The organism is Collimonas humicola, assembly GCF_018304945.1.
GTDB lineage: Bacteria > Pseudomonadota > Gammaproteobacteria > Burkholderiales > Burkholderiaceae_D > Collimonas > Collimonas humicola.
Genome location: NZ_JAGQEE010000003.1, coordinates 64,276 through 76,511, shown reverse-complemented (window position 1 = coordinate 76,511; position 12,236 = coordinate 64,276). Strand labels below are relative to the sequence as shown.

Annotated in this window: 15 protein-coding genes; all 15 read left to right on the top strand. The window is 59.7% G+C overall.

The window, feature by feature from the left end; all coding sequences use genetic code 11:
* The first annotated feature begins 182 nt into the window (after positions 1-182).
* The 15 genes from KHU30_RS11965 (at position 183) to hisH (ending at position 12,202) form a co-directional block, all read left to right on the top strand.
* Positions 183-986, top strand: a complete 804-nt coding sequence (locus tag KHU30_RS11965) for an ABC transporter ATP-binding protein (protein WP_211442884.1) — start codon at positions 183-185, stop codon at positions 984-986.
* Positions 986-1,783: a lipid asymmetry maintenance ABC transporter permease subunit MlaE gene (gene mlaE, locus KHU30_RS11960; RefSeq protein ID WP_211442883.1), complete on the top strand. Its 798-nt coding sequence runs from the start codon at positions 986-988 to the stop codon at positions 1,781-1,783. The genes KHU30_RS11965 and mlaE overlap by 1 nt, the downstream gene beginning before the upstream one ends.
* A gap of 133 nt (positions 1,784-1,916) precedes the next feature.
* Positions 1,917-2,390 carry an outer membrane lipid asymmetry maintenance protein MlaD gene (gene mlaD, locus KHU30_RS11955; RefSeq protein ID WP_211442882.1) on the top strand — a complete coding sequence of 158 codons (474 nt, stop codon included), beginning with the start codon at positions 1,917-1,919 and terminating at the stop codon, positions 2,388-2,390.
* Entirely contained in the window at positions 2,387-3,127 is a 741-nt protein-coding gene (locus KHU30_RS11950; RefSeq protein ID WP_211442881.1) for an MlaA family lipoprotein, read from the top strand. The genes mlaD and KHU30_RS11950 overlap by 4 nt, the downstream gene beginning before the upstream one ends.
* Before the next feature lie 99 nt (positions 3,128-3,226).
* Entirely contained in the window at positions 3,227-3,853 is a 627-nt protein-coding gene (locus KHU30_RS11945) for an MlaC/ttg2D family ABC transporter substrate-binding protein (protein ID WP_211442880.1), read from the top strand.
* Positions 3,854-3,895: 42 nt separating this feature from the next.
* Positions 3,896-4,189 (top strand): STAS domain-containing protein, encoded by a 294-nt coding sequence (locus KHU30_RS11940; protein WP_098495220.1) that lies wholly within the window; start codon positions 3,896-3,898, stop codon positions 4,187-4,189.
* Positions 4,190-4,396: 207 nt separating this feature from the next.
* Entirely contained in the window at positions 4,397-5,350 is a 954-nt protein-coding gene (locus KHU30_RS11935; RefSeq protein WP_211443227.1) for an ABC transporter ATP-binding protein, read from the top strand.
* Positions 5,350-6,105 carry an ABC transporter permease gene (locus KHU30_RS11930; protein ID WP_211443226.1) on the top strand — a complete coding sequence of 252 codons (756 nt, stop codon included), beginning with the start codon at positions 5,350-5,352 and terminating at the stop codon, positions 6,103-6,105. The genes KHU30_RS11935 and KHU30_RS11930 overlap by 1 nt, the downstream gene beginning before the upstream one ends.
* Before the next feature lie 59 nt (positions 6,106-6,164).
* Positions 6,165-6,401, top strand: a complete 237-nt coding sequence (locus KHU30_RS11925) for a BolA family protein (protein ID WP_061936609.1) — start codon at positions 6,165-6,167, stop codon at positions 6,399-6,401.
* 115 nt (positions 6,402-6,516) lie between these two features.
* Positions 6,517-7,767 (top strand): UDP-N-acetylglucosamine 1-carboxyvinyltransferase, encoded by a 1,251-nt coding sequence (murA, locus tag KHU30_RS11920; protein WP_211442879.1) that lies wholly within the window; start codon positions 6,517-6,519, stop codon positions 7,765-7,767.
* Positions 7,764-8,411 (top strand): ATP phosphoribosyltransferase, encoded by a 648-nt coding sequence (hisG, locus tag KHU30_RS11915; protein WP_211442878.1) that lies wholly within the window; start codon positions 7,764-7,766, stop codon positions 8,409-8,411. The genes murA and hisG overlap by 4 nt, the downstream gene beginning before the upstream one ends.
* A 42-nt stretch (positions 8,412-8,453) precedes the next feature.
* The gene (hisD, locus tag KHU30_RS11910; protein ID WP_211442877.1) at positions 8,454-9,779 is read left to right on the top strand and encodes a histidinol dehydrogenase; all 1,326 of its coding nucleotides are present in this window, start codon (positions 8,454-8,456) and stop codon (positions 9,777-9,779) included.
* Positions 9,766-10,611: a DNA-methyltransferase gene (locus KHU30_RS11905; protein ID WP_407928065.1), complete on the top strand. Its 846-nt coding sequence runs from the start codon at positions 9,766-9,768 to the stop codon at positions 10,609-10,611. The genes hisD and KHU30_RS11905 overlap by 14 nt, the downstream gene beginning before the upstream one ends.
* 196 nt (positions 10,612-10,807) lie before the next feature.
* Positions 10,808-11,404: an imidazoleglycerol-phosphate dehydratase HisB gene (gene hisB / locus KHU30_RS11900; RefSeq protein WP_211442876.1), complete on the top strand. Its 597-nt coding sequence runs from the start codon at positions 10,808-10,810 to the stop codon at positions 11,402-11,404.
* Positions 11,405-11,563: 159 nt separating this feature from the next.
* Complete coding sequence (gene hisH / locus KHU30_RS11895; RefSeq protein ID WP_211442875.1) at positions 11,564-12,202, top strand: imidazole glycerol phosphate synthase subunit HisH; 639 nt, start codon at positions 11,564-11,566, stop codon at positions 12,200-12,202.
* Positions 12,203-12,236 lie beyond the last annotated feature (34 nt).

Here is a 12,236-nt window from a genome sequence, read left to right as displayed (position 1 = left end):
AGAGTATGTCCGGGGTAACACCGGCATACTCTTTTTTCTGTGTGCAGCATTTTGTTCATGCATTCAGGCAATAGTCAAACTGTTGTAATAGAGGCACATGTCGCTCTGGCCACTATTGCCAGGCCCTGAACGATTGTCGCATTTGCACTACAATAGCCCCTTTGATTTATCCGGTGAGCAGTGTGGCAAATATCGTCGAAATTCGTGATCTGCAGTTTGGCTATGGTGAGAGGTCGATTTTATCGGGTCTCAACATGGACTTTGCACGCGGCAAGGTGATTGCCGTCATGGGCGGCTCGGGCTCCGGCAAGACCACTATCCTGCGCCTGATCGGCGGGCAGTTGCGCCCGCAGGCCGGCAGCGTCAAGGTCGACGGCGAAACCGTGCACGATTTGTCGACCGCGGGGCTGTATGCGCTGCGGCGCAAGATGGGCATGCTGTTCCAGAGCGGCGCCTTGTTTACCGACCTGACCGCATTTGACAATGTCGCTTTCCCGCTGCGCGAGCACACTGATTTGCCGGAAGACCTGCTGGGCAAGCTGGTGCTGCTGAAGCTGAACGCGGTCGGTTTGCGCAATGCCGCCCAGCTCAAGCCGTCCGAGATTTCCGGCGGCATGGCGCGGCGCGTGGCGCTGGCGCGCGCGATTGCGCTGGATCCTTCCCTGATCATGTACGATGAACCTTTCGCCGGCCTCGACCCGATTTCGATGGGCGTCACCGCCAACCTGATCCGCAAGCTCAACGATGCGCTCGGTTCCACCAGCATCCTGGTGTCGCATGACGTCCACGAATCGTTCGGGATTGCCGACTACGTGTATTTCCTGTCGCAAGGGCAGATCGTGGCGCAGGGCACGCCGGCAGAGATGCAGGCATCGGAGCATCCGTATGTGAAGCAATTCGTCAATGCCGAACCCGACGGGCCGGTACCGTTCCACTATCCAGGCAAGTCGCTGGCCGAGGATCTGGGCGTGAAGGGGCGCGGCTGATGGCTTCCATCATTAAATTTGTAAGCAATTCCCTTGCGGCAATCGGTCGCACGGTGCGCGAATCGATTACCGGACTGGGTGTCGCCACCCGCATGTTCCTGGCGATCCTGCGGGCTTCGCTGGGTTTGTGGCGCAGGCCGCGGCTGATTACCGACCAGATTCATTTCATCGGCAATTATTCGCTGGTGATCATCGGCGTTTCCGGTTTGTTCGTCGGTTTCGTGCTGGGCCTGCAAGGGTATTACACTCTGAATAAATATGGCTCCGAGCAGGCGCTGGGTTTGCTGGTGGCCTTGTCGCTGGTGCGCGAACTGGGGCCGGTGGTGACCGCGCTGCTGTTTGCCGGCCGCGCCGGCACGTCGCTGACCGCTGAAATCGGCTTGATGAAAGCCGGCGAGCAGTTGTCGGCCATGGAAATGATGGCGGTAGACCCGCTGCAACGGGTAGTGGCGCCGCGATTCTGGGCTGGCGTGGTGGCGATGCCGATGCTGGCGGCGCTGTTCAGCGCCCTCGGCATTTATGGCGGCTACCTGGTCGGCGTCAAGCTGATCGGCGTCGACGAAGGCGCGTTCTGGTCGCAGATGCAGGGCGGCGTCGACGTCTGGCTGGATGTGGCGAACGGCGTGGTGAAAAGCATCGTGTTCGGCATTGCCGTGACGTTTGTTGCGGTCTGGCAGGGATACGAAGCAAAGCCGACGCCGGAAGGTGTTTCACGGGCAACCACGCGCACTGTCGTGATCGCTTCGCTGGCGGTGCTGGGACTGGATTTCCTGCTGACGGCATTGATGTTTAATTAGTTTTTTTTGCGACCGGATTGCCGGTTTCGGCCGCAGTCACATTTGCTGCAGCGGGCAGCAGGGCGCTTTACTTCTCGTTACTATTCTCTTGAGGAATTATTCGCCTCAGGTGGTATTTTTAAGGTGATGAATCATGCAACAAAAAACAGTAGACGTATGGGTTGGCATATTTGTCCTGGTCGGCGTCCTGGCTTTGGCGTTTCTGGCGCTGAAAGCCGGCAACCTCAGTACTTCGACTTTCAACAAGACTTACCCGGTAGTTACACGGTTCGACAATATCGGCGGGTTGAAGGTGCGCGCTTCTGTAAGAAGCGCCGGCGTGGTGGTCGGACGGGTGGCGGCGATCAATTTCGACGACAAGAATTTCCAGGCCGTAGTGACCCTGAACATGGATCAGCGCTATCTGTTTCCACAAGACAGTTCGGCCAAGATCCTGACCGCAGGCTTGCTGGGCGAACAATATATCGGCATCGAGGCGGGTGGCGACACCAAGAACCTGGCTGCCGGCGATCGTATTAAATTAACGCAATCCGCGATTGTGCTGGAAAACCTGATCAGTCAGTTCCTGTACAGCAAGGCCGCGGATGTAAAGGACACTGAACAATGAAAACAATGACTCGCTTCGGCTCGCTGGCCCTGATCGCCGCATTGAGCGGCTGCGCCACCACCAGCAATCCGCAAGACCCGCTGGAAGGCTTTAACCGCGCCATGTTCAGCTTCAACGACACGCTCGATAAAGTCGCCCTGAAGCCGGTCGCAACCGCTTACCGGAACTGGCTGCCAAGCTTTGTCCAGACCGGCGTCAACAATTTCTTCGGCAACCTGGGCGACGTCTGGAGCTCGGTCAACGGTTTCTTGCAGGGAAACGTTGCTGATGGTACGTCGGACGTGATGCGGGTTGCCGTCAACTCCACTCTTGGCCTGGGCGGTTTGCTGGATATCGGCTCGGAAGCCGGTTTGCAGAAACACAACAAGGATTTCGGCCAGACCCTGGGCAAATGGGGCGTAGGATCCGGTCCTTACCTGGTGCTGCCTTTGTTCGGCCCATCGAACATTCGCGATACCGCTGCCTTGCCGGTGGATATGTATGGCGACATCTGGTCCTACAAGTATCCGGTGCGCTGGCGCAATACCGGCTCAGTGGTGCGTCTGATCGACAAGCGCGCCAATCTGCTGGATGCCGGCGATCTGTTGGAAGATGCTGCATTGGATAAATATGAATTTGTGCGTGATGCCTACACGCAACGTCGTCAAAGCCAGATTCGCGGCAACGACGATGATAATAGCGACAAGGGCGGCGACAAGGGCGACAAGCCAGCCAAAACCAAGTCATCGGACGAGTGATTTGCCGACAGCTGGAACCGGCGCTTGAATTCGGCGTCTTAGTCCCCACCTTCCAGCTGTTTGAGGCGTCCTCTAACAACCACCAAGATTGTTGAAAATATGAAAATTCTGAAAAAATACCTGGCGCTGTCGCTGACTGTCGGCAGCCTGTTGTTCACCGCAGCGGCGCAAGCACAAGAAGCGCCTGACGCCCTGGTCAAGCGCATCAGCCAGGACGTGATCGATTCCGCCAAGGCGGACAAAAGCATCCAGGGGGGTGATCAAAAACACATCCTGGCGCTGGTGGAAGAAAAGATCATTCCTTACGTCGACTTCGAGCGCATGACTTCGCTGGCAGCCGGCCGTTACTGGCGCGATGCCACCGATGACCAGAAGAAGCAGCTGATCACGCAGTTCCGCAGCCTGCTGATCTATACCTATTCCGGCGCCCTGCGCCAGGTGCGCGACCAGAAGATCGATTTCAAGCCTATGCGCAACGATCCGGCCGATAGCGACGTCGAAGTCCGTTCGCAGGTGATCCAGCCGCGCGGCGAGCCTATCCAGCTGAATTACCGCATGGAAAAGGCCGGCACCAGCTGGAAGATTTATGATGTCAACGTATTGGGCGCCTGGCTCGTTGAGTCATATAAGGGTACATTTGCCTCGGAAATCGGCAAATCCGGCATCGACGGCTTGATCAAGGTGTTGACGGACAAGAACAAAACCCGTGCTGCTCAGGGCAAGTAATTCCAAGTTGTAAATAGAAATAGATTTTATTGATTGATTACCATGTTCAGGCCATCTCACTCGCTTACTGTCGGTAACGCCAAAGTCACTCTGGAAGAGGGCTTGCGCGCGATCGCCGGTGGCGAGACTGAGATCGACCTGAGCGAAGTGGTGGCGGTCGACTCGGCCGCTGTCGCAACCTTGCTGGCCTGGCAAGTCGCGGCATTGAATCAAGGCCTTACCCTGCATTTTTCCAGTTTGCCAGCCAACCTGGAAAGCCTGATCGACCTGTACGGCGTGACCGAATTGCTGGCGCCTGGGGCAGTAGTTGTTGCTGCCAGTACACGACATCACTGACCTCATCCTTCATCCTTTCTCTCCCCTTATTCCCTGACGGGGCCTTAGTCCGCCGGCTTTGTCGTCGTTGCCCGGCCTCGGCAGCAAAAATCCAATATAATCAAGGGTTACGCCATCAGGCAGAGCGCCAGAGCGGCTGGAAGCATGGTTTCCAGGCACGCAAGCGGCAGCGACGCGGCGGCACCCACACAGAGTATCCAGGCATCCATGGCGGCGATTCAGATTACTAACGTCAAGAAGCGTTACCAGTCCTTGCAGGCTCTGGGCGGCGTTTCACTGACCATCGAAGAAGGCGAGTTCTTCGGCTTGCTGGGCCCTAACGGCGCCGGCAAGACCACCTTGATTTCCATCATTGCCGGCTTGAACCGTCCCGATTCCGGCAATGTCACCATCCACGGCCACGATGTCGTCAGCGACTACCGCGCCGCGCGCCGCAATCTCGGCGTGGTGCCGCAGGAGCTGGTGTTCGATCCGTTCTTCACGGTGCGCGAAACCCTGCGCATGCAGTCCGGCTACTACGGCTTGAAGAACAACGACAAGTGGATCGACGAGGTGATGGAAAACCTCGACCTCACCAATAAGGCCGACACCAATATGCGCGCGCTCTCCGGCGGCATGAAGCGGCGCGTGCTGGTGGCGCAGGCGCTGGTGCACAAGCCGCCCGTGATCGTGCTCGATGAGCCGACCGCAGGCGTCGACGTCGAACTGCGCCAGACCTTGTGGCGCTTCATTTCGCGCCTGAACCGCGAAGGCCATACCGTGGTCCTGACCACGCATTACCTGGAAGAGGCGCAGGAACAGTGCAACCGCATCGCCATGCTCAAGCTGGGGCAGGTGGTCGCGCTCGACACTACCTCGGCGCTGATCAAGCGCATCGCCGGCTCCCAGCTGATCGTGCAGCTCGCCAGCGGCAGCCTGCCGGCGCCCTTGCAGCATCTGGTGCTGCATGCGGACGGCGGCAAGTTCGCCCTGCGCGTCAACCACTATGCCGACGTCGAACCGATCCTGGCCTCTTTGCGGCAGTCCGGCGCGGTGATCGAAGACATGCAGCTGCAACAAGCCGATCTGGAGGACTTGTTCCTGCAGATCATGGATAGCAAGGTCAGCGCCAACGGCTTCAATGTCTATGCTGACGAATATAGTGCAGGCGGTGGCAAATGATGGTCGGTTTTCAAACGCTGTTTTACAAGGAAGTGCTGCGCTTCTGGAAAGTCGCGACGCAAACCATAGGCGCGCCCATCCTGACCGCCATGCTGTACCTGCTCATTTTCGGCCACACGCTGAAAGACCATGTCGAAGTCTATCCGGGCGTGCAGTACACCGCTTTCCTGATTCCCGGCCTGGTGATGATGAGCGTGTTGCAAAATGCCTTCGCCAATACCTCGTCATCGTTGACACAGTCGAAAATGACCGGCAATCTGGTGTTTGTCCTGCTGCCGCCGCTGTCGCACTGGGAGTTGTATGGCGGCTATGTGCTGGCGGCCGTGGTGCGCGGCCTGGCGGTCGGTTTCGGCGTGTTCGTGATCACTGCCTGGTTCGGCAACCTGTCTTTCGTGGCGCCGTGGTGGATCGTGATTTTCGCCTTCCTCGGCGCGGCGCTCCTGGGCACCATGGGTTTGATCGCCGGCATCTGGGCCGACAAGTTCGATCAGCTGGCGGTGTTCCAGAACTTCCTGATCATGCCGCTGACCTTCCTGGCCGGCGTGTTTTATTCGATCAAGTCGTTGCCGCCGTTCTGGCAAGCGGTGTCGCACCTGAATCCGTTCTTCTACATGATCGACGGCTTCCGCTACGGCTTCTTCGGCCAGTCCGACGTCAATCCGCTGATCAGCCTGGCGATCATCTGCATCTCGCTGGCGCTGCTGTCGACCGTGGCGGTGCAGATGCTGAGGCGCGGCTACAAGCTGCGCCACTAAACCAGATCATTGCCAACTCATTACATTCAGTTCGTACAGTTAACCGGTAAGAAAATATCATGTTCCCTACACCCGATCTCGTTAAAAGTTACATCGCCGCCGGCCTTGAGTGCTCGCACCTCGAAGTCGAGGGCGACGGCCAGCATTTCAAGGCAGTGATCGTATCGGCAGCGTTTGCCGGCAAGCGCCCGATACAGCGCCACCAGATCGTCTACGCGGCGCTGGGCGACCGCATGCGCGAAGAGATCCATGCGCTGTCGATGAAGACCCTGACGCCCGAAGAGTTTGCCGCTTGATTCACCGCTTAATTTACCGACTAATTGTGTGCCGGCTTGTCATCGCCGGTGCAGCCCGATGAACATTTCTGGTCCGGATGGCCAGGCATAACGTGTAGCAGAGAGAGAAGTAATAATGGATAAATTATTGATACAAGGCGGCAACCGCCTTTCCGGCGAAATCACTATTTCCGGCGCAAAAAATGCGGCGCTGCCTATCTTGTGCGCCGGTCTGCTGACTTCCGACCAGCTGCAACTCAGCAACGTGCCGAACCTGCACGACGTCTCGACCATCCTCAAGCTGCTGCGCCAGATGGGCCTGAAAGCAACGCAGGATGGCCATTTCGTGACCTTGCAGGGCGACGCCATCAGCAAGCTGGAAGCGCCCTACGAAATGGTGAAAACCATGCGCGCATCGATCCTGGTGCTGGGCCCGCTGCTGGCGCGCTTCGGCGAAGCGCGGGTATCGCTGCCGGGCGGCTGCGGCATCGGCTCGCGTCCGGTCGACCAGCACATCAAGGGCTTGCAGGCGATGGGCGCCGAGATTTCCATCGAAGCCGGCTACATCCACGCCAAGGCCAAGAAACTGAAGGGCACCCGCGTCGTGACCGACATGATCACCGTCACCGGCACCGAGAACCTGCTGATGGCTGCGACCCTGGCCGATGGCGAAACCGTGCTGGAAAACGCAGCGCGCGAACCGGAAGTCAGCGACCTGGCCAACCTGCTGGTGGCGATGGGCGCGAAGATCGAGGGCATCGGCACCGACCGCCTGGTGATCCAGGGCGTCGACAAGCTGCACGGCGCCGAGCATTCGGTGATTGCCGACCGCATCGAAACCGGCACTTTCCTGTGCGCGGTGGCGGCCACCGGTGGCGACGTCATGCTGAAAAACACCCGCAGCCACATCCTCGACGCAGTGCTCGACAAGCTGCGCGAAGCCGGCGTGATCCTCACTTCCGGCGAAGACTGGATCCGCGTGCAGATGGCGGCGCGGCCAAAGGCGGTCAGCTTCCGCACCACCGAATACCCGGGTTTCCCGACCGACATGCAAGCCCAGTTCATGTCCCTGAACAGCATCGCCGACGGCACTAGCCACGTCACTGAAACGATTTTTGAAAACCGTTTCATGCACGTGCAGGAAATGAACCGCCTCGGCGCCGCCATCGATGTGCAAGGCAATACCGCCATCATCAAGGGCGTCGATCATCTGGTCGGGGCGCCGGTCATGGCGACCGACCTGCGCGCTTCTGCTTCGCTGGTGATCTCCGGCCTGGTGGCGCAGGGCCAGACCATGATCGAGCGCGTGTATCACCTCGATCGCGGCTACGACCAGATGGAGCGCAAGCTGTCGGCCGTCGGCGCCAATATCGAAAGAATCAAATGAGCCAGAAGCTGACTCTGGCCCTGTCCAAGGGCCGCATCTTTGAAGAGACTCTGCCGCTGCTGAAGGCGGCCGGCATCGAGGTCACTGAAGATCCGGAAACCTCGCGCAAGCTGATCCTGCCGACCAACGATCCGCTGGTCAATGTGATCATCGTGCGCGCTTCCGACGTGCCGACCTACGTGCAATACGGCGCCGCCGATTTCGGCGTAGCAGGCAAGGACGTGCTGCTGGAGCATGGCGGCGAAGGCCTGTACCAGCCGATCGACCTGGAAATCGCCAAGTGCCGCATGTCGGTCGCGGTCTCGGCCGGTTTCGACTACGCCAGCGCGATCCGCCAGGGCGCGCGCCTGCGCGTGGCCACCAAATACCTTCTGACCGCGCGCGAGCACTTTGCCGCCAAGGGCATGCACGTCGACCTCATCAAGCTGTACGGTTCGATGGAACTGGCGCCGCTGGTCGGACTGGCCGACGCCATCGTCGACCTGGTCAGCACCGGCGGCACTCTGCGCGCCAACAATCTGGTCGAAGTCGAACACATCATGGACATTTCGTCGCGCCTGGTGGTCAACCAGGCGGCGCTGAAACTGAAGCGCGAACGGCTGCAGCCTATCCTGGATGCATTCGAACAGGCTTCAATCAAATAAAGCCCAATTAAAGCCCGTAAGCGGCAAACCGGAAGCAGCAACATGAGCATAGCAATCAGAAAACTCGACGCGGCGCAGCCGGATTTCCAGGCACGACTGACTGCCGTGCTGGCCTTCGAGGCTGGCGAGGACGAAGCCATCGACCAGGCCGCGGCGCGCATCCTGGCCGACGTCAAGGCGCGCGGCGACGCCGCTGTGCTGGAATACACCAATCGTTTCGACCGCCTCAGCGCCGGCAGCGTGAGCGCCCTGGAAATCGGCCAGCAGGAATTGCAGGATGCGCTGGCGCAGCTGTCGCCGGAACGCCGCAGCGCCTTGCAGACCGCCGCCGACCGCGTGCGCGCCTATCATCTGCGGCAAAAGAGTGAATGCGGTTCGGATGGCTTCAGTTATACCGAAGCCGACGGCACCGTGCTCGGGCAAAAAGTAACGCCGCTGGACCGCGTCGGCATCTACGTCCCTGGCGGCAAGGCCGCCTATCCTTCTTCGGTGCTGATGAATGCGATCCCAGCCAAGGTCGCCGGCGTGCAGGAAATCATCATGGTGGTGCCGACTCCGGACGGCGTCAAGAATCCGCTGGTGCTGGCTGCCGCGGCCATCGCCGGCGTCGACCGCGTCTTCACCATCGGCGGCGCGCAAGCGGTGGCGGCGCTGGCCTACGGCACCGGCTCCATCCCGCAAGTCGACAAGATCGTCGGCCCCGGCAACGCCTATGTGGCGGCCGCCAAGCGCCGCGTGTTCGGCACGGTCGGCATCGATATGATCGCCGGACCCTCTGAAATCCTGGTGATCTGCGACGGCACTACCGATCCCGACTGGATTGCGATGGACCTGTTTTCGCAGGCGGAGCATGATGAACTGGCGCAGTCGATCCTGCTGTGCCCGGACGCCGGCTATATCGCCGCGGTGGAAGCGAGCATCAACCGCCAGCTGGCGCTGATGCCGCGGCATGAAGTGATCCGCACATCGCTGACAGACCGCGGCGCGCTGATCCAGGTGCGCGACCTGGAACAAGCCTGCGAAATCGCCAACCATATCGCCGCCGAGCATCTGGAAATCTCGACCGAGAATCCGCAGCACTGGGCCGACCGCATCCGCCATGCCGGCGCCATGTTCCTGGGCCGTTTTTCTTCGGAAGCCCTGGGCGACTATTGCGCCGGACCGAACCACGTGCTGCCGACTTCGCGCACTGCGCGCTTCTCGTCGCCGCTCGGCGTCTACGATTTCCAGAAACGCTCCAGCATGATCAACATCAGCGAAGCCGGCGCCCAGGCCCTGGGCAAAGTGGCTGCGGAGCTGGCTTACGGCGAAGGCTTGCAGGCGCATGCGCGCTCGGCGGAATACCGCCTGGAAGATGGCAAGCAATGATGAGGCTCGCTGCGGCGCGCTCAGTGTGTCCAGCGTGACGATTGCCGGCGGCGACTGGCTCAACCGCGTCTTCGGCGAAGATGCGATGCAAGGCCTGCAGCGCATCCCCGACGGTTCGGTCGACCTGCTGCTGGCCGATCCGCCGTATGGCCTGGGCAAGGATTACGGCAACGATTCCGACAAGCTCGACACTGCCGCCTACCTGCGCTGGACCGAAGAATGGATCGATGCCGCATTGCCCAAGCTGAAGCCGAACGGCAGCCTGTACATTTTCCTGACCTGGCGCTTTTCGCCGGAGATATTCGTCATGCTGAAGCAGCGCATGACCATGATCAATGAAATCGTCTGGGACCGGCGGGTGCCTTCGATGGGCGGCGGCACGCGGCGTTTTTCTTCGGTGCACGACACGATAGGTTTCTTTGCCCGCGCCAAGGATTATCACTTCGACCTCGACGCCATCCGCATCCCCTACGATGCTGAAACCAAGAAAGCCCGTTCGCGCTCGATCTTTGTCGGCGCCAAATGGCTGGAGCTGGGCTACAACCCGAAAGATGTCTGGAGCGTGTCGCGCCTGCACCGCGAACACCGCGAGCGTGCCGACCATCCGACCCAGAAGCCGCTGGAAATCGTTGAGCGCATGGTCAAGGCGTCCTGTCCGCCGGGCGGGGTGGTGCTGGATCCCTTCATGGGCAGCGGCACCACGGCGGTGGCGGCGCGCCGCTGCGGCCGCAATTTCGTCGGGTTCGAACTGAATCCAGAGTACTGCGCACTGATAGAGCGGCGCCTGGCGCAACTTGACGGCAAGAAACCGGATGAGCGGGCGCGCGCCTGAAATTCCGAGAAAAGCAACGCTGATACAGATTATCAAGGCGGCTCTCGACAGGAAAGCCGGAAAAAGCCGGTAAAATGGCGATGCGACTCAAAAGGCTGCGCCTACCATGCTTCAATAACGGAGAAGCTGTACTATTTAGCATTACCTCCATGGCGCCGTGTGCGTCACCACATCGTAAATTGGTCTCAAGCTCAACATGTCTACGCCTCGAACAGCATCGATCACCCGCAACACCAACGAGACGCAAATCCGCGTCTCCATCAATCTGGATGGCAGCGGCCAGCAAAAACTGAATACCGGCGTGCCCTTTCTGGACCATATGCTGGACCAGATTGCGCGGCATGGCCTGATCGACCTGGATATCGAAGCCAACGGCGACTTGCATATCGACGCCCACCACACCGTGGAGGACGTCGGCATTACCTTGGGGCAAGCGTTCGCCAAGGCGATCGGCGACAAGAAGGGCATTCGCCGCTACGGCCATGCCTATGTGCCGCTGGATGAAGCCTTGTCGCGCGTTGTCATCGATTTCTCCGGCCGTCCCGGACTCGAATTCCACGTGCCGTTCAAGCGCGCGATGATAGGCGGCTTCGACGTCGACCTGACCCACGAATTTTTCCAGGGCTTCGTCAACCACGCCCTGGTGTCTTTGCATATCGACAACCTGCGCGGCGAGAATGCCCACCATCAATGCGAAACCGTCTTCAAGGCGTTTGGCCGGGCGCTGCGCATGGCCGCTGAGCTGGATGCGCGTTCCGCCGGGACGATTCCTTCGACCAAGGGTAGTCTGTAGCGATCAGTAGTTGTTTGACGACTAATGTAATCACTTAAGCACCGCTTTCGTCCTGTGCGGCCGTTCTTGCAAATCGTTGCGCCGGCCTTGGCTTCACGCCGGCAGATGTCGCAACGCGGATGCGCACCAGGTTTGTTTATCAAGACTTGAATTTTTATCATGAACAAAATCGTTGTGGTTGACTATGGCATGGGCAACCTGCGCTCGGTGGCGCAAGCCCTGCGCCAGGTAGCGCCGGAAGCTGATGTCCGTATCTCCGGCGCCATCGCCGATATCCAGGCTGCCGACCGGCTGGTGTTGCCGGGCCAGGGCGCGATGCCGGACTGCATGCGCTGCCTGCGCGAGTCGGGCGTCCAGGAAGCCGTGCTGGAAGCTTCGCGCAACAAGCCTTTGCTGGGCGTGTGCGTGGGCGAGCAGATGCTGTTCGACAGCAGCGAGGAAGGCCCGACCAACGGCCTCGGCCTGCTGCCGGGGAAGGTAGTGCGCTTCCAGCTTGACGGCCAGCTGCAAGATGACGGCTCGCGTTTCAAAGTGCCGCAGATGGGCTGGAACCGGGTGCGCCAGTCGCAGTCTCATCCGCTCTGGAACGGCATTGCCGACGACGACTATTTTTATTTCGTGCATAGTTACTACGCTGCGCCGGCGCTGGCAGAACATACTTTCGGCGAGACCGTTTATGGCGCCGCATTCAGCTGCGCCGTCGGCCGTGATAATATTTTCGCTACACAGTTCCATCCGGAGAAGAGCGCCGCCGCCGGTTTGCAGTTGTATAAGAACTTTGTGGAATGGCGTGTTTAAACGATTGCGGGACACCTTGCAAGAACCTGTCCGC

Excerpts from the sequence above, each read along its gene's own strand:
- hisG (WP_211442878.1), top strand. The coding sequence starts at position 7,764 with ATGAGCCAGAAGCTGACTCTGGCCCTGTCCAAGGGCCGCATCTTTGAA.
- mlaE (WP_211442883.1), top strand. The coding sequence starts at position 986 with ATGGCTTCCATCATTAAATTTGTAAGCAATTCCCTTGCGGCAATCGGT.
- hisD (WP_211442877.1), top strand. The coding sequence starts at position 8,454 with ATGAGCATAGCAATCAGAAAACTCGACGCGGCGCAGCCGGATTTCCAG.
- murA (WP_211442879.1), top strand. The coding sequence starts at position 6,517 with ATGGATAAATTATTGATACAAGGCGGCAACCGCCTTTCCGGCGAAATC.
- KHU30_RS11930 (WP_211443226.1), top strand. The coding sequence starts at position 5,350 with ATGGTCGGTTTTCAAACGCTGTTTTACAAGGAAGTGCTGCGCTTCTGG.
- KHU30_RS11905 (WP_407928065.1), top strand. The coding sequence starts at position 9,766 with ATGGCAAGCAATGATGAGGCTCGCTGCGGCGCGCTCAGTGTGTCCAGC.
- KHU30_RS11945 (WP_211442880.1), top strand. The coding sequence starts at position 3,227 with ATGAAAATTCTGAAAAAATACCTGGCGCTGTCGCTGACTGTCGGCAGC.
- mlaD (WP_211442882.1), top strand. The coding sequence starts at position 1,917 with ATGCAACAAAAAACAGTAGACGTATGGGTTGGCATATTTGTCCTGGTC.
- hisB (WP_211442876.1), top strand. The coding sequence starts at position 10,808 with ATGTCTACGCCTCGAACAGCATCGATCACCCGCAACACCAACGAGACG.
- KHU30_RS11940 (WP_098495220.1), top strand. The coding sequence starts at position 3,896 with ATGTTCAGGCCATCTCACTCGCTTACTGTCGGTAACGCCAAAGTCACT.
- KHU30_RS11935 (WP_211443227.1), top strand. The coding sequence starts at position 4,397 with ATGGCGGCGATTCAGATTACTAACGTCAAGAAGCGTTACCAGTCCTTG.
- KHU30_RS11925 (WP_061936609.1), top strand. The coding sequence starts at position 6,165 with ATGTTCCCTACACCCGATCTCGTTAAAAGTTACATCGCCGCCGGCCTT.
- hisH (WP_211442875.1), top strand. The coding sequence starts at position 11,564 with ATGAACAAAATCGTTGTGGTTGACTATGGCATGGGCAACCTGCGCTCG.
- KHU30_RS11950 (WP_211442881.1), top strand. The coding sequence starts at position 2,387 with ATGAAAACAATGACTCGCTTCGGCTCGCTGGCCCTGATCGCCGCATTG.